This window comes from Ferviditalea candida (assembly GCF_035282765.1).
In the GTDB taxonomy this organism is placed as follows: Bacteria; Bacillota; Bacilli; order Paenibacillales; family KCTC-25726; genus Ferviditalea; species Ferviditalea candida.
The window spans coordinates 1-20219 of the sequence record NZ_JAYJLD010000049.1 but is presented as its reverse complement, the minus strand read 5'-3'; the positions used below and the strand labels follow the sequence as shown (position 1 = coordinate 20219).

Genomic DNA, 20219 nt, shown 5'->3' with positions numbered 1-20219 from the left:
GATCCTATGCGGAATTAATTTGCAAAACAACGAAAAAAAGCTGCTTTTTATGCCGATTTAATTTGCAAAACCCCTGCCGGATTAATGTGCAAATTCACACTAATACCTCTATGTTCCCTTGTTATTCTCCGATTAATGGTGCGGTTATTTATTTTTTTCTTGATCGGCATCCATATTGACGGCGGCATCAAAGACGTTCGCCTTCGGCACCTGAGTCATATCTTCCTTCTGTTTCACCCAAGATTCAATATTACGGTACCAGTCCTGAAATGAAGCATCCAATTGCTGTTCCCGATTGCGATCCTCATTAACATCAGAGTCAACTTCCATATCCTCATCGAGAACCCCTTCCTCTCCAATCCAGCCGTTCCCATTTCGTTCCCGGTTGATATCATCAAAGTCATTCACGTTGAAATCGCCTCCCAAAATTCTCATCTTGTGCGATAAATCGTCAATTGGTTGAATACAAATCATTCTTTGGATTATTCTGCATATATAAAGATTCATTTATACCGCATTACTGCCGTAAGCGGAGCAAAAAAAGCTGCCGAAAAGCAGCCACAATATCAATGTTTAACCTTACAATTCTGTATTCCCAGGATTGCATTCGCTGGACAATAGCGGGTTGCACCTGTAATGATTGGTGCTAATCCAATTAGCCCCCACCAACTTCTGTAATACAGACCCACAAAAACAATTATAATCCCAATTGTAATTCTAATCACTTGTTCTGTTTTCCCAACGTTACATTTCAAGATTTATACCACCTTAAGTTAAAGTCGTTTCCACATTTAAGGAACTTCACTTTTTTAATATTTGTGATTCGGGTCATTGTCATTCGAGGGAAGAAAACCCATAATGCTCTCTTCGTCAAGACACAATTCGATGTCAAAAATGTTTCTTATCTTTATTTTCGTCAACAATTCGTCAACAACAACACATTTCATGCACATTCTATATAAACACCAAACTTCTTGGAAAAAGCAAAAAGCCCTTGATACACAAGGACTTTTCGTGTGATGCGGTCGGAGGGACTCGAACCCTCACGGGCGTACGCCCACTACCCCCTCAAGATAGCGTGTCTGCCATTCCACCACGACCGCGTATAAGGCGATTTCCAAATGTTTTCATCGCCGGAATATTCAAATGGTGAGCCATGAAGGACTCGAACCTTCGACACCCTGATTAAAAGTCAGGTGCTCTACCGACTGAGCTAATGGCTCATGGTGACCCGTAGGGGATTCGAACCCCTGTTACCTCCGTGAAAGGGAGGTGTCTTAACCCCTTGACCAACGGGCCGTATCCTTGAGACAACGAAATTTATTATACTGGATAGGCGTTCCGATGGCAAGTGGTTTCCCAAAGAAATATTTCACAAGAGTTCATCCATATAACGGAACTTCGGCGCCTTATGTCCGCGAGCTTGTCCGTTCATGAAAAAAGCCGCCGTCCGCGACTCTCACTTCTGCTTCAAACTCAAAGTGATTTCGAAATGAATGTGGCGGAGAGGGAGGGATTCGAACCCTCGCGGCTGTTACACCCTAACGCTTTAGCAAAGCGCCCCCTTCGGCCTCTTGGGTACCTCTCCATGAATAAAATGGCTCCCCGAACAGGACTCGAACCTGTGACAACTCGGTTAACAGCCGAGTGCTCTACCGACTGAGCTATCGGGGAATGTGACAAAATTTAATTTATCATGAAAACCCCGTGAAGTCAAGATGACGAATCGTGCCTGTAAAATGTGACGAAAACGGAAAATGCCGCCTGTCAGCATCCGTTTTGCAGCTCGTGCAGACTCAATTTGCCCCGGCATTGGCCGCATGCATATTTGCGCGGATTCAGCCTGCGTTTGCGGTAGTAAACGGCTTTGCAGTCCGCGCATTCCAACCGGTAGCGATACGGCTCCGCTTGCTTGGGGATGGGCAATGTACGGCAATAACGGCTTCCGCCGACTTTTTTCAGCAATCGCTTAAAATCATCATCACGGTGCTTGTATCCTTTGTTCGTTAGATGGAGATGATAATGGCAAAGCTCATGTTTAATGATCTTCTCTACTTCTTCCTCACCGAACGTATCGTACTGCAAACGGCTGATCTCGATGTTGTGCGTGCCGGGAAAATACCTTCCTCCCGTTGTGCGGAGTTTGCCGTTAAATGAGGCTTTATGCACAAACGGCATGTCAAAATACTGGAGCGATACGCGCTCGATCCATGTCTGTAGCTGCTGGTCATTCACCGGTATTCTCTCCCTTTGCGGTTTTCACGCTTTTCCAACTCCGTACTGCCTCTTGAATTCCGTATCAAGCGAACAAACCGATTCACTTGAATTGTAACCGAAGCTTGCGGTAAACTGTCAAGTAGGTTCATGCCGAACAAAAGCGCCGTTTACAAGGAATTTCCGGGAGGAGAACTCTATCCATGTCCAATATGCGGTACGTCATCCTGCAAAATGCAGATAACCTTGAATTTGTGCAAATTCCAGCATCCCACGCCTATCAATTAACCGCCCTGCATCATCGGCTGCATAAGGAAATTGGCAAGCTGGCCGCTGACAGCGCTCCGGAGCTCCCGCATGCGGTTGCGGAGTGCGACAACCTGGAAATCACCGTGGGCGCCTATGCAATAACCAGCAGCCTCGACTATATCAATGATTTGGAAAAAAGCTTTGCTGCCATTGAAGACAAGTCCTATCCGGTCATCTCGCTGTTGACCGAAATTCGCGCCCTGCAGGCTCAGCTGGAACAGTGGTACGAAGAAGAAGCGTAAAATGTAACAAATCCGGACGATCGACGGACCGATTCCCGCTTAAAACAGGCACAGACGCCCTTCCCGTATCATAAGATAGTGACAAGAAAAATGCGGGAAGGAGCTGAATGCATTGCCCTCCTGGTTGCGTCATCAATTATCGCGTGCTTTTCAGAACAAAGACCGCAGGCAGATCCGTTTATTGAACGACTGCTGGTTTTTTTACCGCATAAATAAATAATTCGAAATTTCCTCTTCCAAATCTACCAATTTATATCCATAGCAAGATAGATTCTGAGTAAGACAGAATTTCCAAATAGTTTAGATAGAGTTAAAAGAAAACTATTGTCAAAAAACCGTATGTCGACTACATTGTATTTAGTACCAAATTACTAGAGAGAAAAGGTCAGGCGATGCATCGAACATGCGGAAAATATTATCCCTTGGATTAATTGGAATTGCGCTTATTGTTTCATCTTTTTATCTGGTTCTCTATCACAATCATTCAGGGGCCAAGCAATTGGTTCACACCGTGTCAAATCCTGACCCGCACTCGGAGTCCCCGCCCGTTCCAGTTCAAGAGGCAGCCCAAGTGGAAACGACGGTTATCGATACCGTGTACGGAAATCAGGCTTCTCAGGCCATCTATCCCGTCCCGGCTGCAAGCCTGAAGCCCTCGCTTCCTTATCACGATAAAGTCGCCGTCTTAATGTTTCACCACCTGGATCCAAAACTAAAGGGCAGAGATATCATAAGCCCCGAGCTGTTCGCGCAACAAATCGATTACCTTTCGAAAAAAGGCATTCATTTTATTTCATTAGACCAATTCAGAGCGTTCATGCACGGCGGCAAAGTTCCCGACAATGCCGCACTGATCACGTTTGACGACGGATACGAAAGCTATTATTCGATTGCGTATCCCATCTTGGCTAAACGGCATATTCCGGCTGTTTGCTTTGTCATCACCGGCGCCTTTCAGAAAAATGTAAAGGTTTACACGCCGCACATGACGACCGATCAAATCGTCGCAATGACGCATGCGGATCCCGACATGGAGGTTCAAGCGCATACGGATAATCTCCATTTCAAGGTCGACCGCAAGCATGACGCATTAACCGGACCGATGAAGATCGACGGCAAGTCGGAAACCCAACAGCAGTACGAGCAGCGCATCAAGACGGATTTGCAGAAGTGCGTTCAACAGCTTTCCGTTCTTACGCCTCATCCGATCGACACCTTTGCCTATCCTTACGGCATGCATAACAACACAGCCATCAAAACTCTAAAGGAAGTGCAAATCCGTTACGCTTTTACAACCAGACCCGGACTCATTTCCAAAACGAGCGATCCGTATTTGCTGCCGAGAATTAATGGAGGCAGTCCGGACATCACGCCGGAGGCCTTATACGCCTCCATCGAGTCCGCAGCAGCGGGAAGCATCAATCTCCATAAGAGCCAGAGCCCGAAGAAATTGACAGCCTCCCGATGAGCAACCGCTCATCGGGCTTTTTCATCCGGGCCCTTCATCGTCAAGCTGATCCTGCCCTTATTCACATCCACGCCAAGCACCCATACGGTCACGATGTCTCCGACGGAGACGACTTCCGTCGGGTGCTTGACGTATTTATCGCTCAGCTGCGAAATATGCACCAATCCGTCCTGCTTGACGCCGATATCGACGAACGCCCCGAAATCGATCACGTTCCGTACCGTTCCCTGCAACTGCATGCCCGGCTTTAAATCCTCCATTTTCAACACGTCGGTATGGAAGATCGGCGCCGGCAGCTCCTCCCGCGGATCTCTGCCCGGCCTCTGCAGGCTGTCAACGATATCGCGCAAGGTGGGAACGCCCGCCTGCAGCCGCTCCGCCATTTCCTCCGTCTGAACGGTCCGCAGCTTGTCTTTCAATTCCGCGGTTCCCAGCTGTTGCTTCGTCAGCGAAAGCTCCTTTAACAAACGTTCGGCAATATCGTAAGATTCGGGATGAATCGGCGTGTTGTCCAGCGGCTCGTCTCCCCCGTTAATCCGCAAAAATCCGATGCACTGCTCATACGTTTTGGCGCCGAGACGGGGCACCTTGAGCAGCTGCTCGCGGCTGCTGAATTTTCCTTTTTCCTCGCGGAATTTGACGATATTTTTGGCCGTGGTCGCATTGATGCCGGATACATAGGAAAGCAAGGAGGAAGAGGCGGTGTTCAGCTCCACGCCGACATGATTGACCGCCGATTCCACAACGGCCTTCAGGCTCTCCTCCAGGCGCTTTTGATGCACGTCATGCTGATACTGCCCCACGCCGATCGATTTCGGATCGATCTTCACCAGCTCCGCAAGCGGATCCTGCAGACGCCGCGCGATCGATACCGCGCTTCGCTCCGCCACATCCAGCTCCGGAAATTCCTCCTGCGCCAGTTTAGAGGCCGAATAAACGCTTGCCCCCGCTTCATTGACGATAATATATTTCAAAGAGCGCCCCTTCATTTTGCGAATAATATCGGCGACGAACTGCTCGGTTTCCCGCGAGGCGGTGCCGTTGCCGATAATCACGATCTCCACACGGTACTTTTCGATCAGCCGCTTGAAGACGGCTTCCGCCTCGGCGATTTTGTTATGCGGCGGCGTCGGGTAGGTGACGGCGACTTCTAGCATTTTGCCGGTCTCATCCACAACCGCCAGCTTGCAGCCTGTGCGGTAGGCCGGGTCGACGCCCAGCGCCATTTTACCCTTGACAGGCGGCTGCAGCAGCAAATTGCGCAGATTTTCGGAGAAGATCCGGATGGCCTGCTCCTCCGCCTTTTCCGTCAGCTCATTGCGGATTTCCCGTTCGACCGAAGGCGCGATCAGCCGCTTGTAGGCGTCCTCATACGCAGCCGTGAGCAGCGCCTTGACCGCCGATTCCCCGCGAATCAGCTGTTTCTCCAGGTAACGGTGAATTTCACCCTCTTCCATTTCCAGACGGACCTTCAGCACATCCTCTTTTTCTCCGCGGTTAATGGCCAGGATACGGTGCGGCGGAAGCTTTTTCACAGGCTCCTGATATTGGTAATACATTTCATACACCGATTCCTGCCCGGCGGTTTTCGCTTCGGTCACGAGCAGCGCCTTGTCCTTCGTCTTGCTCCGGATCCATGCGCGGATCTTGGCGTCGTCGGCGATATTTTCCGCGATGATATCCATCGCGCCTTGAAGCGCGTCCTGCGCCGTATGTACTTCCTTCTCCGGATCAACGTATTTGGCTGCCTCCAGCTCCGGCGAGCCCGTCCTTGGCTGAGCGGACAGCCAGTCGGCCAGCGGTTCCAAGCCCCGCTCCTTGGCGACGCTCGCCCGCGTCTTGCGCTTCTGGCGGTACGGACGGTAAAGGTCCTCCACCTCCTGAAGCTTGTCCGCACGGATAATTGCCGTTCGCAGCTCCTCGGTCAGCTTACCCTGCTCGTCGATCAAACGGATGACTTCCCGCTTGCGCTCCTCCAGGGAGCGAAGGTACTGCAGCCGTTCTTCCACCGAACGCAGCTGATTCTCGTCCAGTTCCCCGGTCATCTCTTTGCGGTAGCGCGCAATGAACGGAATGGTATTGCCTTCATCCAGCAGCTCGACAGCGGCGCGCACTTTGGAGACCGCCAGCTCCAGCTCCGCGGCGATTTGCCTCAGGATGCGGGCCTGCTGTTCCTTCTCCTGGTCCTGTCCCTTCTCCTGCTCCTTCCCCTGCTCCCCCGCAGGCCGTACGGAACCCTGGCCCGCTCCGGCCTGTCCGGTTTCCATAAGGTCGGTTTCCTTCAGGTCCGTTTGCGTCCCGCCAGCCCTCATCCTTTCTGCCGGAGTCCTCTGATCCTTCGTGTTTCCGCTCATCTCCGCTTCGTCCTTTCTTGTTCCGCAGTAATAAACAATCAAAAACCGGTGCACAAACAGTAAAAAGCCTCTATCGAGGTCAATTCAAGGAAGAATGACCGCATTTAGAGGCAGGTTGGTGTTGATGCCGATAAGATTTTGCTTTCCGGCAAGTCCGGAAACGGATGAAAATTCTGCCCTGAAAATGAATGATAATGGTGTTGGAACCTTGCCGCATGATTGCATCATGAAAATTCGTCGCAAGGCACTGCGTCATGAAAGCCTTATGTAGATATAAAGGAAAAATGTTGCTCTATTTGAGCGAAGGCATCCTTCTTATCACAAATAAAGGAAGATTTCTTTCTTTATCGAACCTCCAGGATTTTTTCCCCGGACTCTTTCCGCCCAGACCCCAAAAGGCTGCATTTGCGGTATGAATAGCGGCATGAAGCATGCCGGTATCGGCGGCTTAAAGGCCCCATACGGTAAAAAACGAGGGACTTGGGGCCCTCGCCGGTCACGCATTCTGAACATATGATAGTCGGCTTGCGAAAAATGTTAAAAATCGATCAGTCCCAAACTGATCTGCAGCGCATCGTTCACCCTTGACATCATTTCTTCATCCAGGTGGGTGATTTTGTCGGTTAACCGCTGCTTGTCGATCGTTCGAATTTGCTCCAGCAATACGACGGAATCCCGGTCAAACCCGTGGGTTTCCGCAATAATCTCTATGTGGGTGGGCAGTTTGGCCTTCTGGATTTGGGCGGTGATTGCCGCCACAATAACGGTCGGGCTGAACCGGTTGCCGATGTCATTCTGAATCACCAGCACCGGGCGGACACCTCCCTGCTCCGAACCCACAACAGGAGAGAGATCAGCAAAGAAAACATCGCCGCGTTTAACAATCAACATTTACACCCCGCTTACTAAGCGGTCAAGAGTATTGTCCGCGTCTTCCTCCGCTTGAAATGATTCCACCGCAATATGCAGGTTGATTTTGGCCATTTCCATATAACCCCGCTGCATGGTCTCGCGAAGATGCCGTTTCTTGCGTTCCGTCAGATAGAGCTTCATCGCTTGTCGGATGAATTCGCTGCGATTGGAATTCTCCCGTTCGACGACACCGTCTACCTCCTGCAAGAGATATTCCGGCAAGCTGATCATGATCCTTCTTGTGTTCTGCGCATTGGTCACCAATCTCGCACCCCCACAACATTTCCAGTCCAGTATTACCATTATGGCGTACCTGAAGCAATTTTATACAAAAAAAGTGTATGCCTAAAGTATAGCAATTATGCTATACACATCGGCTGCCCTAAAGCCGAAGGAAAGCCGCAGTGAAACCCTGCCGTATCGTTATGACCTATATATTTCGCCGCAATACGGCAAAACTCCTGTTCAAAATCCCGTTTTTTAAATGGTATTTGTAGGGGATATTCGGAATTATTCCCTCTTACAGCAGGCGATTGACGACCTTGTACGGCTGTCCGTTGCGGATGTAAACCCTCGGGACTCTGTTGGACACCATGCACGTGATTTCGTAATTGATCGTCCCCAGCGCCGCTGCCAGATCATCCGCCGAAACGACTTCCGAGCCCTGCCTGCCGAACAGCACTACTTCATCATCCAGCCGCAGCTCGGGAACATCCGTCACGTTGATCATGCATTGATCCATGCAGATCTTTCCAACCACCGGCACTCTGTGTCCGCGCACCAGCACTTCCGCCTTGGAAGTCAGCATCCGCGTGTAGCCGTCGGCATAGCCTACCGGAAGTGTGGCTATGGTCTCCTCGCCGCTTGTCGTGTAGATCGTGCCGTAGCTGATTCCTGAGCCGGGGGGCAACGTTTTGATCATGACCGGCTTGGTTTTGAAGCTCATCACGGGAAGAAGCTCCACTTTCCTGCGATTCACTTCCTCGGAAGGGTACAGTCCATACAAACTGATTCCCAGCCGAAGCATATTATATGAAAGTTCCGGAAATTCAATGCCTGTTGCACTGTTGCCCGCATGAAGGATCGGAAAGACGACGCCTTTGGACCGAAAATGCTCAACAATCGCTTCAAATCGCCGATGCTGCTCGAACGTATAAGCCTTATCCTCTTCATCGGCCCGGGCATAGTGGGTGAACAGGCCTTCCACGCTAACGCCTTCCAGCCGGATCGCCCGCTCAATGAACCGGACAGCGCCCTCCTGATCGTGTAGACCGATTCGACCCATGCCCGTATCGATCTTCACATGAATTTTCATCGGCCGGCCGAATGACGCATATTCCCGATGCAGCCCGGCAAGCGCCTCCAGCACCTCATCGCTGTACACGGTCAGCGTGATATCGTTCGCGTAAGCCGTAAGGATGCCTGCTACGGGGGTATACCCCAATACGAGAATCGACGCCGTGATCCCCGCTGCCCGAAGCTCCAGCGCTTCATCCAGGAAGGCGACGCCGAGATAGTCCGCTCCGCAAGCGAGCGCTTCCTGCGCCACTTCCCTGGCTCCATGCCCGTAGGCGTCCGCCTTGACCACCGCCATCAGCTTCATCGCCTGCGGCAGCACGCTGCGAAACGCCGCCACATTGCTGCGCAAAGCATCCAGCGAAATCTCCACCCAGGTCGGACGGTAAAACGAATCCACCCATGTTCACCTTCTTTGAAATCGAAAGAACCGTTCGGTCCTGCCCCAAGCCTGTTTTCGCAGCACCCGTTCCTTCTTGCCCATAAACCCTATGTTAAAGGGTTCTAGCGGCACTGTCAATGAACATTCCGCGCAAATCGCCGTTATTATTTGCCAATCTGGCCTTCGACCGACTTGGCGATATTGACCATTTCGGAAACCGGCAGATCTCCGCTGGTCAACCGGAACTCGACACCGCCCGTGGTCCAGGCAAGAGTCTTCATCTGATCCCCCAGCAGCACGCCAATTCTTTCTCCGAGATCCACAATATTCCCGTTCATTGCAGTCACGGTTTGTGCCTCCGGCCGCGCCTCCATGAGCGAATAATGATAGTTCCCTTCATATCGCAGCATGACCCCGGCCTGGTCGCCCAGCTTCAAATCCTTCATATCCTTCAGAGCTACACCCATGGGCGTATAGGCAGGCTCGATGACGCCGAATCCCTGATTTTTGCTTGATGAAGATTGGCTGCTTGCCTGACTGTTCGTTTTAGTATTCGCTTGAGCGGTCGCTTGGCTTTGATCCCCCGCCGCCTTTCCGGATCCGCCGTCTGCCGGGACCATCGCCGCCATGGACTGCAGATTCGATGCGGTCATATTGCGCTGCATGTCAAAGCTGTCCTTTTCAAAATTCGCGTTGAACTTGAAGCTGTCAAAGCTGACTTCCACCAGGACATTGCCGTCCGGATCGCTGACCTCCACCCGCTGCGGGGCGTAATTGTTCTTATCCAGCCAGATCTTCTGGCGCACCAGCGAGCTGTTCTGGTAGTTGGCCGCCACATCAAAAACATAAGCCTTGTTCTCTGCGGCAAACTGGCGGTTCGTGTCGTTCACGATGCTTTTGGCCAGCGATTGATACAGGTAAACCTGCCCTTGCTTCTCCGGCCAATCGCTTTGGAAACGGAAGCTCTTGTTCAAATGAGGCGTCAGCACAAACACCCCTTCATCATTGCGCAGCACGATCTGCGTGACGTCCTTGGCCTCATTGGTGAGGGCAACGCGGTAGTAATGCGGATTCTGGTACCACACCTCCACGTTGTATTTCAACGGCTGCTGCCCCGTATGCAGCACCATGGTGCCCTCTCCCTTGTAACTTTCCATCTTCGTAACGTTCTGATCGAGCTCCTTGACAACCGAATTGGCATCCTTCTTACCGCCGCATCCCGCCAGCAAAGCGATCCCGATCAGCATGACGGCTGCAATCCCCATCACCCGACGCATTGAATCATCCCCTCCACCCATATTGTACGGACTGATACATTACTATGAGGAGACTTGGACATTTATGCAGACATGCTGCAAGGGATTTAAGGGATTTCCGGAGAAAAAAACGGACATGGCAAAAATGGGCGATCAACGGTCTAAAGGGAAGGATAAATCGATGAAAAAAGAGACCCGTTAAAAGCGAAGACAAGATAGGATGAACGAGATAAAATGAACATGTTAAAAGAGAGCGTGACCGCTCCTAAAAATTCCGTCGATCCCTACCGCATCAAATACAAAATCCCCACAATCATCCCAGCCCACAGCAGAGCTCCGAGAATCAGTCCGAGCGCAAAGCCCTTGCTCACTCCAAGCGGATTCACAAACCCGTACCCTTCGGTGCCGTCCAGAAACCCGATCAAGTCATCGGACCAATGCCCGGTTGACCACGGAGGCTTATCTTCAACCTGACTGTCCGCCGATGATATGGGCTCCTCCGGCTGCTCATTGGTGGGCGTCCAGGCAACTGCCGCCTCCGGCTGACGGCCGTCCGTCAATAATACCGGCTCTTCCATCTGCTGCGGATTACCCGCCCAAGACAACATGCCCCCCGGGAGCTCACTATCCGACCATGAGGTTGAATCTGTTTGGTCATACGGTCCTTTTCCCTGCTCATGCTTTTCCATAGAACAAACCTCCCCTGTACTGTTTTATATGCAGTATGGGGAGGGGGGAGTGGGTTTATTCATGATTTGTAGCAAATTGCGTTGAATATATCAAATGATTCAGGGGACCCAAGGAAAGGAGTTGATCCTATGCCACAGATAAGGCCTATCGCTGAATTGAGAAACACAAGTAAAATTTCGGAACTCTGCCACAACCAGTCAGAGCCTATCTTTATCACCAAAAATGGATATGGTGACTTAGTGATTATGAGCATAGAGACCTATGAAAGACAGTTGGCACTTGCGGATGTCTATAAAAAACTGGGGAAAGCGGAAAAGCAAATTACAGACGGCACTCCCCTGCTGGAGGGAGAGCAAGTGTTCATTACCAGCCTAAGTTTACCCCCATCGCCGAGGATGATTTAGACAGGATATACCGGTATATTTCAGAACACCTCGTTGCCCCAAAGTGCCTATGGGTTGATGGAGTGCAGACGATATATTAACCAGCCGAGGCTATCGCAAGCTGATTGTTAATAACTATATTGTCTTTCATCTGATCGACGAGGCGGAAAAACAGGTTGTTATTATGCGTGTGCTCTATGGCGCACAGAAGTATGAAAATTTGCTGTAATTATCGAAACAACGCCCAAATCGCATAGATAACCGCCCACAACACAAGGCCTGCCAAAAGCCCGATGACCATTCCTCTGCCGACCTGGGGAGGCCTGTCCTCCCGCTGATCCGGTTCCCGCATCCTCATACCCCCCTGAGAGAAGATATATGAAGATATATTCGGTTCCAAGGGGGAAAATACTGGGATATAAGATTTATTTCAATAGGCATTGCGATTGACGAAACCGTTCACCAGAGTTTTGAAGATAATTTTGATATCAAAGAGCAGCGTCCAATTCTCAATATAAAAAATATCATGCCGAATCCGTTCTTCAATGGACGTGTCACCCCGCAGGCCGCTGCTCTGGGCGTAGCCGGTAATGCCCGGCCGGATATGGTGCTTGACCATATACTTCGGAATTTCCTCCTTGAACTGTTCGGCAAAAAAGGGCCGCTCCGGCCTCGGGCCGACCACGCTCATATCCCCCTTCAATACATTGAAAAACTGGGGCAATTCGTCCAAGCTGGTCTTGCGCAAAAATGTCCCGAACCAAGTCCGGCGAGGATCATCTTTAACCGTCCACTGCGTATCCGATTGAATACCGGACGAGACCTTCATCGTGCGGAACTTATACATCATGAACGGACGCCGGTTCCAGCCGAGACGTTCCTGCTTGAAAATGACCGGACCTCTCGACGTTGCTTTGATTGCCGCCGCAATCAGGATCAAGAGCGGAAGCGTAATGACAATTGCCGCAAGCGAAAACAAGACATCGAAGATCCGTTTGACTAACCGGTTTCTGACTTCATCCAGCGGAATGTCTCTGACATTGATAATCGGGATGCCGGCAAAATTCTCAAAAAACGGCCTGGCAGGTAGAATATCGAAGTAGTCCGGAATGATCATCGTTTTGACCCCGGCTTTCTCACATGCCGCAATAATTTTGGCGTACTTATGATGCGCCTCAAGCGGCAGGGCAATAATGACCTCATCTATGATGATTCTTCCCAGGATGGAATCCAGGTCATCCACCGTTCCGATAATCGGCTTATATCCAACAAATTCAGGGTGATGCTCCCGTTGAAAATCATCAAGAAATCCAACGACTTCAAAGCCCAATTCAGGCTGCTCAAGCAAATTTTCATAAAATTTGCGGCCGACCGACCCCGCTCCCAGAATCAATACGAACTGTTTATTATATCCTTTTTCCCTGAGCGACTTCAGAGCCTTCTTGATGAGATATCGATAAATTCCCATAAAAAAAATATTGCCCGACACAAAAATCGCCAGAAACTCACGGGAAATATGGACTTCTTTCACAATAAACAAGACACTCAACAAGACCAGCAAGCTGATAAAATGGATTTGAACGATCTTCAGGGCTTCGAAGGAAAATCTTTTTTTGCGCTTCGGCGTATAGAACCCTATTAAAAACCCGGCAATGACCACGATAACTCCATAAGCGGCACTCCAAAGCAAGTAGATCCTAAAAGGAAGCGGCGATGAAAAGGCCAATAATCCGCTTTCAAATTTCAACCACCAGGCAAACACAAAGATGAGTTGAACCGCCAAAAAATCGACTATGGCATAGAGTTGCGTGAGAAAGCCTTGGCTTTGTCGAATCATGTTTTCACCTCTGCGACAAGCTTAACTTGCTTGATAGGAAAGCGCTGACGAACTTTATGCCGATTCCCAGATAGACTAGCAGGTTCACCCACCAAGCATATTTGCGTTTGTAATGTTTATTATGAAACAGAAGCATCGCCCGATGAAATTCATAGATGATTTTAAACGGCTTGTTGCGGCTGCTGGCTCTTTTATAGTGAATGATTGTCGTATAGGGATAATAATAGACATGCCAGCCTCCATGCTTGATCCGGTAGCACCAGTCGATGTCCTCGCCGTACATGAAGAAATCCTCATCCAACTGTCCGACCTGATCAATCGTCTCTTTGCGCACCAACATGAACGCTCCCATCAGACTATCCACGGGATAATCCTGATCTGGATCCAGATAGGAAAGCTGATATTGATTAAACCGCGGGTGACGCGGGAACAATCGGGAAAAACCAAACGCATAGTAGAACGAGGCAAGCGGAGTTGGGAAACCTCTGCGGCATGCCCTGTCCAAAGTTCCGTCCGGCAGCACAACCTTACAGCCCCCGGCCCCCACTTCCGGATGATCCTCCATGAATCGAACCATTACATCCAACGTCTCAGGCTGCATGACCGTATCCGAATTCAATAGTAAAATATACCGTCCGGACGCAGCCCTTATGCCTTGATTGTTCGCTTTGGAGAAACCGAGATTATCCCGATTGACGATCAAATGCACACTCGGGTATTCTTTTCTGATCCGGTCAACCGAGCCGTCGGTAGAAGCATTATCGATTAAAATGATTTCATAGGAATAATCCGTCCGGGATTGAAAGACGGACTGGATCGCATTCAACGTCAGTTCACAGGTATTAAAATTAACGATGATAATGCTGACATCCATAACGATTCTCCAAATTTCTCTATGTTTTCGACACTATTATACCACACTGTGCTAGAGGCTGGAGAACTACTTCAACAAAAACTACCACAAAATACCCACGATGGAAACAGTAGTAACCATGTAAATCAGGCTCAAGGGCAAACCCACCTTCACATAGTCGAAAAATTTATACCCGCCCGGACCGTATACAATCAAGTTCGTCTGGTAACCGATCGGGGTAACGAAGCTGGCGGAAGCGGCAATGGTCATGGTAATAATCAACCCCATCGGGTCGATATTCATTTGGTTCGCAAGAGCAACACTGATTGGAAACATGATGACTGCAGCAGCGGTGTTGGTTATGATTTCCGTCAATAAATTTGTCATGATATATACCAGTAACGGCAAAGAAATAAAGTCAAAGCCGCCGCCAAATTTCTGAATCACTAATGCTATCCAAGCCGCCGCCCCTGTCTTTTCCAAGGCCAATCCAATTCCTAACGAGCTTGCAATCAATAGCAGCACATCCAAATGAACAGATTTTCGCACATCTTCCGACACAATCGACCGGGTAATAAAAAGCAGAATGACCGCCAACAACGACGCCTTAAACATCGACAACCAATTGAGAGAAGCGACCAGAATCATGGCCAACACAATGAACAATATCAGCTTGACCTTCTCGGAATTTGCCGGTTTAATCGATGAATCCACAGGGGAAGTCAAATAAAAGTCACTTGATTCAGCATTTCGCTTGAAAAATTCTTTACCCGCCAGTAAAAGCAATGTATCCCCCGGCCGCAAAACAATATCCCCGATTTTCCCCTGAATGCGTTCATGGTTTCGGTGAACCGCAACCACGGCTGCGTCATACCTGCTGCGAAAATTATGCTGTTTGATCGTTTTCTGCAGCAGACCCGAATGGTGAGAGACGACGGCTTCTATCAATTGGGCACTGCCATCCTTCATATGATTCATATTCAAATCCGTTCCCGTTTCCAGATACAGTCCTTTAATATTCTGAAGCTCCACAATAGTGGCGATATCTCCGGAAAAAAGCAGGCGGTCGCCCGCTTCAATTTTTTCGTAGGAAGGGACCGGGGTAATGTGTTCTTTACTGCGGATAATTTCGAACAAAAACAAACCCTTCAAATTTCTCAATCCGGCCTGTTCGATGCTTTTGCCAATAACGGTGCAATCAGGAGAAACAACCATCTCCGTAAGATATTCTCTTCTTTTTTCATAGTACGTTTCATCCAGGGATTTATTATCCGGCAGCAGCTTTTGCCCAATGAACACCATGTAAAGAATACCTAGAATGGCTGCCGGAATCCCAACGGCCGACAATTGGAACATCGACATGCCCCGCATCCCGTAATCAAGCATCAATCCATGAACCACAAGATTCGTCGCTGTTCCGATCAACGTGATCATCCCGCCGAATATCGCCGCATAGGATAACGGCAGCAGCAGCTTGGACGGGGAAATATGATGGTCCCGGCTCCACTTCTTGATATCCGACATCAGCATGACGACAATCGGCGTGTTGTTCATGAAAGCGGAGATCGCCGTCACAGGAAACATGAATCGAAACAAGACGGTTTTTAAATTGTTTGAATGTCCCAACAACAGGCTGATCGCTTTATTCAAGATTCCGCTGTTTTGAACAGCACCCGCGACGACAAACAAGAGAGCGATCGTAAGCATTCCTTGATTTGAAAAACCGCGCAGCGCTTCATCAGGCGTGAGAATGCCGGAGAGAAGCAATACGGATAATGAGGTGAAGACAATAATCTCGGGTCTTGCCACTTCCAGAACAAGAAATACGATCATAATTACGACAACAGCCAGAACAAATCCGATTTGGAACGTCATATGTTTTCTCTCATGATTTATTGATCTTCCATCTCTTTTGAAATAAATTCTTTCAAAGCCTCGCGCCAATGTCTGAAGTCCTGAAATCCGTTCGCACGAATGGATAAATGATCCAACACCGAATACTTGGGTCTTGGAGCTGGGCGCGGAAATTCTTCGGTTGTGCAGGGCTGAACATTTACTTTTATACTGCTTTCTTCAAAAATGGCTTTGGCAAACTCAAACCAAGAGCATGTCCCCGTATTCGAAGCATGATAAATCCCGTATTTTTCAGTTTCTATTAATTCTTTAATAAAATAAGACAGATCCACTGTATATGTCGGTGAACCAACCTGGTCATGGACCACTTTAAGAGAATCTTTTTCTTTGGCCAATTTCAACATGGTTTTCACAAAATTGTTCCCGTGCTTCCCGTAAACCCACGACGTTCGAACGATAAAATACCGGGAAGATAAAGTCTTCACCAAGTCCTCCCCGGCTCTCTTCGATTTTCCGTATACACCTGCAGGATTGGTATTATCATATTCCCGATAGGGTGTCGCAGCTTGGCCATCAAAAACATAATCCGTGCTGATATAACAAATTTTGGCGCCGACTTGTTCCGCTGCCAAAGCTATATTGCGGCTTCCGAAGGCGTTCACCTGATAGGCTTCCGTTTCTTCATCCTCCGCCAGGTCTACCGCTGTATAGGCAGCCGCATGAACAATAGCATCCGGACGAATGGATTCGATCACCGATTGGGTTTGCTGCAAGTCTTTTATATCCAATTCATTTCGGGTTAATCCGAATACTTCATGCTGTTCATTCATGATCCGAACCAAATCTTGTCCTAATTGTCCTCCCGCACCCGTGACAACAATTTTCATGGCTTATGCTCCCAGTCTCGAACCATATTGTTTTTGATAGTAGGCTTGATATGCTCCGGATTGAATCCGCTCCCACCAAATTTGGTTATCCAAATACCATTGGATCGTGGTCTTAATCCCTTTGTCAAACGGGAATTGCGGATTCCAGCCTAATTCCGTTCTTATCTTTGTAGCATCAATCCCATACCGTCGATCGTGACCCGGACGGTCCTTCACAAATTGAATCAGGCTCTGGGGTTTTCCCAATTCAACTAAAATAGTATTAACGATATCAATGTTGGTTCTTTCGTTATTGCCGCCTATATTATAGACTTCGCCGTTCTTTCCCTTATGTATGACAAGATCAATGGCGCTGCAATGATCTTCGACATATAACCAATCCCGCACATTCAAGCCGTCCCCGTATACTGGCAGCGGCTTGTCATTTAATGCATTGGCGATTATCAGCGGTATCAATTTTTCCGGGAATTGATAGGGACCGTAGTTATTCGAGCATCTTGTGATGTTCACAGGAATTCCAAAGGTCTCATGATACGCGCGCACCAGCAGATCGGAGCCGGCTTTGCTTGCCGAATACGGGCTATTCGGAGCCAGCGGCGTTGTTTCTGAGAATAATCCGGTATCTCCCAATGTTCCATAGACTTCGTCCGTGGAGATCTGGACAAACTTCTCCACTCCATACTTTTTTGCCGCATCCAACAACACCTGGGTACCCGACACATTTGTCTTAATGAAAATACCCGGATCCAGAATACTCCGGTCAACATGGGATTCCGCCGCAAAATTCACAACGACATCGATTCCTTGTTCAAATAGACCATCAATGGTTGAGGGGTCCGAAATATCTCCTTTGACAAAGGTATAATGAGAGTTTTCTTCGATACTTGAAAGATTCTCCAAATTCCCGGCATAGGTCAATGCATCCAAGTTAATAATCTCATAATCTGGATGATTTTTGAGCATATACAACACAAAATTGCTTCCGATAAAACCCGCTCCGCCGGTGACTAATATTTTCATAAGAGGCCTCCGTTAAAATGATTTAAAAATTAATTTCAGCATCCTCCAGAATAGGGTGTCTTCGATCTTTATCCGACAAAATCGGATTCGAGGCCGGCCAGTCTATACCGAGCTTTGGGTCGCTCCATAATATTCCGCGATCATGTTCAGGAGAATAATATTCATCGACTTTATATAGAACTTGGGTATTGGGTACGATTGTACAGAATCCATGAGCAAAACCTTTGGGAACAAGAAGCTGTCGTTTGTTGGCTTCACTTAGAATGACTCCTGTCCATTGACCGAATGTCGGCGAGCTTTTCCGAATATCGACAACGACATCATAAATGGCTCCTGCAGCAACTCTGACCAATTTTGTTTGCGCTTTTGGATTCAGCTGATAATGCAGCCCCCGAATGACTCCGGTTTCAACAGAAAGCGAATGATTATCTTGGATAAATTCAACATCAATACCTTGTTCATAAAAACGGTTCCGATTATAAGTTTCCATAAAAAAACCGCGGGCGTCACCAAATACATCAGGTTCTATAATATAGACACCTTGAAGTTTTGTTTCGGACAGATTCATAGTATTTGCACCTCTTACAATTTCAACTTTCCGAATTCTTCACCGAATTCAACATCCTTAGCCAACTCATTCGCTTTAGCTAATGATGCATGGGTTCCGGCATCGGTCCACCAGCCTTGGAGGATGTCAAAAGTCAATTGCCCTCTTTCAATATAGGCATTATTGACATCGGTAATTTCCAACTCGCCGCGGCCGGATGGTCTTAAGGTTTTCACAATGTCAAACACATGATGATCATACATATAAATCCCCGTTACGGCATAGCTGCTTTTCGGATTTTGCGGTTTTTCTTCAATGGAAACAATATGGTTCCCTTGAATTTCCGGAACGCCATACCGTTGAGGATCATGAACCTCTTGAATCAAGATTTTCGCACCAGACTTCTGCTTTTTAAAGTTATCTACATGGGAAGCGATGGAGTCCGAAAATACGTTATCTCCCAAAATAACAACCATTTGATCTTGACCCACAAAATGCTCGGCTAAACCTAACGCTTGGGCGATGCCGCCAGCCTCGTCTTGAACTTTATACGTAAACTTCAAATTGAATTCTCCGCCGCTGCCGCAAAGGTTCACCACATCTCCCATGTGATCCTTCCCGGTCACAATCAGAATATCTTCTATTCCCGATTGCTTCAGTTTAGAAATCGCGTGGAATATCATCGGATACTTGCCGACAGGCAGCAAATGTTTGTTGGTGACTTTAGTCAACGGATATAACCTCGATCCTGTACCACCTGCCAATATGATACCTTTCACTATGTATGCAGCTCCTTATTTAGATTAAAACCAAATCGGCCCAATTCATGTTCATCGTTATGGAAATCGGAGCCACCGGACATGAGTATGCCAGAAGATTTGGCCATCTCTTCATATCTGCTCGCATCTTCTAGATCATGTTTCCGATGCCAAACCTCAATACCGTCAAATGAACATTCATTCAAAAGCTCTGCAACAAGTTCGTCATTGCCAATTAATTTGGGATGGGCAATGAATGCTTTACCTCCTGCATTATGGATGAGATCTATGGCTTGCTGCGGAGATAATATAAATTTATCAAGAGCACAGGGTTTCCCGTCTGCCAAATATTCATCAAAAACGGTTTGATAGTCAGAAACATACCCTTTCTTAACAATCGCCTTTGCGATATGAGGACGAGCCAATACGCTGCCGCCACCGAATTCTTTCACGTCATCGATCGTAAGAGGCATGCCGATTTCAACAAACTTATCAATAATTCGGTGCGTTCGATTTTCCCGTTCATCTCTCATCTTTTGTAGCAGTGTATCTAATTCTTTTCGATTGGTGATGTAATATCCTAATACGTCAACACTTTTCCCCTTATGTTTGGTACTGAGCTCTACACCAGCAATGACTTCAATGCCAAGTCTTTCTCCTTCAATTTGTGCTTCCTCCACAGCGTCCAACGTATCATGGTCGGTGATGGCGATTGTTTTCAAACCAACACTGTGTGCCTTCCTGACTAAATCGATTGGAGTATATTCCCCGTCAGATGCTGTTGTATGCATATGAAGATCAAATGGAGGAGAAACAAATAAATTTTGCATGAAGTAGTCCTTTCTTTCAATTAATTAACTCAACTTTCGCAGCTGAATTTAGGCAGTAAACCCTTGATGTAATTGGGCAAACCGGAGATCCAGTCATATAGTTGACGAAAGATTGAGGTTTTATCTC

22 protein-coding genes and 5 tRNA genes are annotated in these 20219 nt (G+C 48.2%); 4 read left to right on the top strand and 23 right to left on the bottom strand.

The features are described from left to right. Positions 1-144: 144 nt before the first annotated feature. The 8 genes from VF724_RS19450 to VF724_RS19415 form a co-directional block, all read right to left on the bottom strand. Positions 145-408: a hypothetical protein gene (locus VF724_RS19450; protein WP_371755899.1), complete on the bottom strand. Its 264-nt coding sequence runs from the start codon at positions 406-408 to the stop codon at positions 145-147. A gap of 158 nt (positions 409-566) precedes the next feature. After that, positions 567-755: a YgaP family membrane protein gene (locus tag VF724_RS19445; RefSeq protein ID WP_371755898.1), complete on the bottom strand. Its 189-nt coding sequence runs from the start codon at positions 753-755 to the stop codon at positions 567-569. A 265-nt stretch (positions 756-1020) separates the two neighbouring features. Then, positions 1021-1103: transfer RNA gene (locus VF724_RS19440), tRNA-Leu, on the bottom strand. A 44-nt stretch (positions 1104-1147) separates the two neighbouring features. Next, positions 1148-1223 (bottom strand) — tRNA-Lys (locus VF724_RS19435). 1 nt (position 1224) lies between these two features. Next, positions 1225-1299: transfer RNA gene (locus VF724_RS19430), tRNA-Glu, on the bottom strand. A 200-nt stretch (positions 1300-1499) separates the two neighbouring features. Continuing rightward, positions 1500-1588 (bottom strand) — tRNA-Ser (locus tag VF724_RS19425). Positions 1589-1598: 10 nt separating this feature from the next. Next, positions 1599-1674 (bottom strand) — tRNA-Asn (locus VF724_RS19420). Positions 1675-1767: 93 nt separating this feature from the next. Beyond that, positions 1768-2235 (bottom strand): SprT family protein, encoded by a 468-nt coding sequence (locus VF724_RS19415; RefSeq protein ID WP_371755897.1) that lies wholly within the window; start codon positions 2233-2235, stop codon positions 1768-1770. 182 nt (positions 2236-2417) lie between these two features. Between VF724_RS19415 and VF724_RS19410 the strand changes: the two genes are divergently transcribed. The 3 genes from VF724_RS19410 (at position 2418) to VF724_RS19400 (ending at position 4233) form a co-directional block, all read left to right on the top strand. Continuing rightward, positions 2418-2765, top strand: coding sequence for a hydrolase/acyltransferase (locus tag VF724_RS19410; RefSeq protein WP_371755896.1), 348 nt, complete (start codon positions 2418-2420; stop codon positions 2763-2765). A gap of 112 nt (positions 2766-2877) precedes the next feature. Continuing rightward, positions 2878-2985 carry a cortex morphogenetic protein CmpA gene (gene cmpA, locus VF724_RS19405; RefSeq protein ID WP_371755895.1) on the top strand — a complete coding sequence of 36 codons (108 nt, stop codon included), beginning with the start codon at positions 2878-2880 and terminating at the stop codon, positions 2983-2985. A 351-nt stretch (positions 2986-3336) separates the two neighbouring features. After that, positions 3337-4233 carry a polysaccharide deacetylase family protein gene (locus tag VF724_RS19400; protein WP_371755894.1) on the top strand — a complete coding sequence of 299 codons (897 nt, stop codon included), beginning with the start codon at positions 3337-3339 and terminating at the stop codon, positions 4231-4233. A gap of 8 nt (positions 4234-4241) precedes the next feature. On the opposite strand, the gene VF724_RS19395 is transcribed toward VF724_RS19400, so the two are convergent. From VF724_RS19395 to VF724_RS19370, 6 genes are all read right to left on the bottom strand, one after another. After that, a complete protein-coding gene (locus tag VF724_RS19395; RefSeq protein WP_371755893.1) occupies positions 4242-6587 on the bottom strand; it encodes a Tex family protein in 2346 nt (781 codons plus the stop codon). A 537-nt stretch (positions 6588-7124) separates the two neighbouring features. Then, complete coding sequence (locus tag VF724_RS19390; protein WP_371755901.1) at positions 7125-7475, bottom strand: type II toxin-antitoxin system PemK/MazF family toxin; 351 nt, start codon at positions 7473-7475, stop codon at positions 7125-7127. Between the two features lie 3 nt (positions 7476-7478). Further along, complete coding sequence (locus VF724_RS19385) at positions 7479-7760, bottom strand: CopG family ribbon-helix-helix protein (protein WP_371755900.1); 282 nt, start codon at positions 7758-7760, stop codon at positions 7479-7481. Between the two features lie 259 nt (positions 7761-8019). Further along, a complete protein-coding gene (alr, locus tag VF724_RS19380) occupies positions 8020-9195 on the bottom strand; it encodes an alanine racemase (RefSeq protein WP_371755892.1) in 1176 nt (391 codons plus the stop codon). Between the two features lie 146 nt (positions 9196-9341). Next, entirely contained in the window at positions 9342-10454 is a 1113-nt protein-coding gene (locus VF724_RS19375) for a LolA family protein (RefSeq protein WP_371755891.1), read from the bottom strand. A gap of 263 nt (positions 10455-10717) precedes the next feature. Next, the gene (locus VF724_RS19370; protein WP_371755890.1) at positions 10718-11122 is read right to left on the bottom strand and encodes a hypothetical protein; all 405 of its coding nucleotides are present in this window, start codon (positions 11120-11122) and stop codon (positions 10718-10720) included. Between the two features lie 129 nt (positions 11123-11251). On the opposite strand from VF724_RS19370, the gene VF724_RS19365 reads away from it, so the two are divergent. Continuing rightward, entirely contained in the window at positions 11252-11527 is a 276-nt protein-coding gene (locus tag VF724_RS19365) for a type II toxin-antitoxin system Phd/YefM family antitoxin (protein WP_371755889.1), read from the top strand. Between the two features lie 208 nt (positions 11528-11735). Here VF724_RS19365 and VF724_RS19360 read toward each other — a convergent pair whose 3' ends face one another. From VF724_RS19360 to VF724_RS19320, 9 genes are all read right to left on the bottom strand, one after another. Further along, positions 11736-11858 (bottom strand): hypothetical protein, encoded by a 123-nt coding sequence (locus VF724_RS19360; RefSeq protein ID WP_371755888.1) that lies wholly within the window; start codon positions 11856-11858, stop codon positions 11736-11738. Positions 11859-11936: 78 nt separating this feature from the next. Beyond that, positions 11937-13343, bottom strand: coding sequence for an undecaprenyl-phosphate glucose phosphotransferase (locus VF724_RS19355; RefSeq protein WP_371755887.1), 1407 nt, complete (start codon positions 13341-13343; stop codon positions 11937-11939). Positions 13344-13347: 4 nt separating this feature from the next. Next, a complete protein-coding gene (locus tag VF724_RS19350; protein WP_371755886.1) occupies positions 13348-14217 on the bottom strand; it encodes a glycosyltransferase family 2 protein in 870 nt (289 codons plus the stop codon). A gap of 81 nt (positions 14218-14298) precedes the next feature. Beyond that, positions 14299-16071, bottom strand: a complete 1773-nt coding sequence (locus tag VF724_RS19345; protein WP_371755885.1) for an SLC13 family permease — start codon at positions 16069-16071, stop codon at positions 14299-14301. Positions 16072-16088: 17 nt separating this feature from the next. Further along, complete coding sequence (gene rfbD, locus VF724_RS19340) at positions 16089-16937, bottom strand: dTDP-4-dehydrorhamnose reductase (RefSeq protein ID WP_371755884.1); 849 nt, start codon at positions 16935-16937, stop codon at positions 16089-16091. 3 nt (positions 16938-16940) lie between these two features. Continuing rightward, positions 16941-17957, bottom strand: a complete 1017-nt coding sequence (gene rfbB, locus VF724_RS19335; RefSeq protein WP_371755883.1) for a dTDP-glucose 4,6-dehydratase — start codon at positions 17955-17957, stop codon at positions 16941-16943. Between the two features lie 22 nt (positions 17958-17979). After that, positions 17980-18525 (bottom strand): dTDP-4-dehydrorhamnose 3,5-epimerase, encoded by a 546-nt coding sequence (gene rfbC, locus VF724_RS19330; RefSeq protein ID WP_371755882.1) that lies wholly within the window; start codon positions 18523-18525, stop codon positions 17980-17982. A 14-nt stretch (positions 18526-18539) separates the two neighbouring features. Further along, positions 18540-19283, bottom strand: a complete 744-nt coding sequence (locus VF724_RS19325) for a sugar phosphate nucleotidyltransferase (RefSeq protein WP_371755881.1) — start codon at positions 19281-19283, stop codon at positions 18540-18542. Continuing rightward, positions 19283-20092, bottom strand: a complete 810-nt coding sequence (locus tag VF724_RS19320; protein ID WP_371755880.1) for a PHP domain-containing protein — start codon at positions 20090-20092, stop codon at positions 19283-19285. Before VF724_RS19320 ends, VF724_RS19325 begins: the two co-directional genes overlap by 1 nt. Positions 20093-20219: the final 127 nt, after the last annotated feature.

Excerpts from the sequence above, each read along its gene's own strand:
- rfbB (WP_371755883.1), bottom strand. The coding sequence starts at position 17,957 with ATGAAAATATTAGTCACCGGCGGAGCGGGTTTTATCGGAAGCAATTTT.
- VF724_RS19410 (WP_371755896.1), top strand. The coding sequence starts at position 2,418 with ATGTCCAATATGCGGTACGTCATCCTGCAAAATGCAGATAACCTTGAA.
- rfbD (WP_371755884.1), bottom strand. The coding sequence starts at position 16,937 with ATGAAAATTGTTGTCACGGGTGCGGGAGGACAATTAGGACAAGATTTG.
- VF724_RS19360 (WP_371755888.1), bottom strand. The coding sequence starts at position 11,858 with ATGCGGGAACCGGATCAGCGGGAGGACAGGCCTCCCCAGGTCGGCAGA.
- VF724_RS19320 (WP_371755880.1), bottom strand. The coding sequence starts at position 20,092 with ATGCAAAATTTATTTGTTTCTCCTCCATTTGATCTTCATATGCATACA.
- VF724_RS19350 (WP_371755886.1), bottom strand. The coding sequence starts at position 14,217 with ATGGATGTCAGCATTATCATCGTTAATTTTAATACCTGTGAACTGACG.
- VF724_RS19355 (WP_371755887.1), bottom strand. The coding sequence starts at position 13,343 with ATGATTCGACAAAGCCAAGGCTTTCTCACGCAACTCTATGCCATAGTC.
- VF724_RS19345 (WP_371755885.1), bottom strand. The coding sequence starts at position 16,071 with ATGACGTTCCAAATCGGATTTGTTCTGGCTGTTGTCGTAATTATGATC.
- rfbC (WP_371755882.1), bottom strand. The coding sequence starts at position 18,525 with ATGAATCTGTCCGAAACAAAACTTCAAGGTGTCTATATTATAGAACCT.
- VF724_RS19395 (WP_371755893.1), bottom strand. The coding sequence starts at position 6,587 with ATGAGCGGAAACACGAAGGATCAGAGGACTCCGGCAGAAAGGATGAGG.
- VF724_RS19375 (WP_371755891.1), bottom strand. The coding sequence starts at position 10,454 with ATGCGTCGGGTGATGGGGATTGCAGCCGTCATGCTGATCGGGATCGCT.
- VF724_RS19365 (WP_371755889.1), top strand. The coding sequence starts at position 11,252 with ATGCCACAGATAAGGCCTATCGCTGAATTGAGAAACACAAGTAAAATT.
- VF724_RS19370 (WP_371755890.1), bottom strand. The coding sequence starts at position 11,122 with ATGGAAAAGCATGAGCAGGGAAAAGGACCGTATGACCAAACAGATTCA.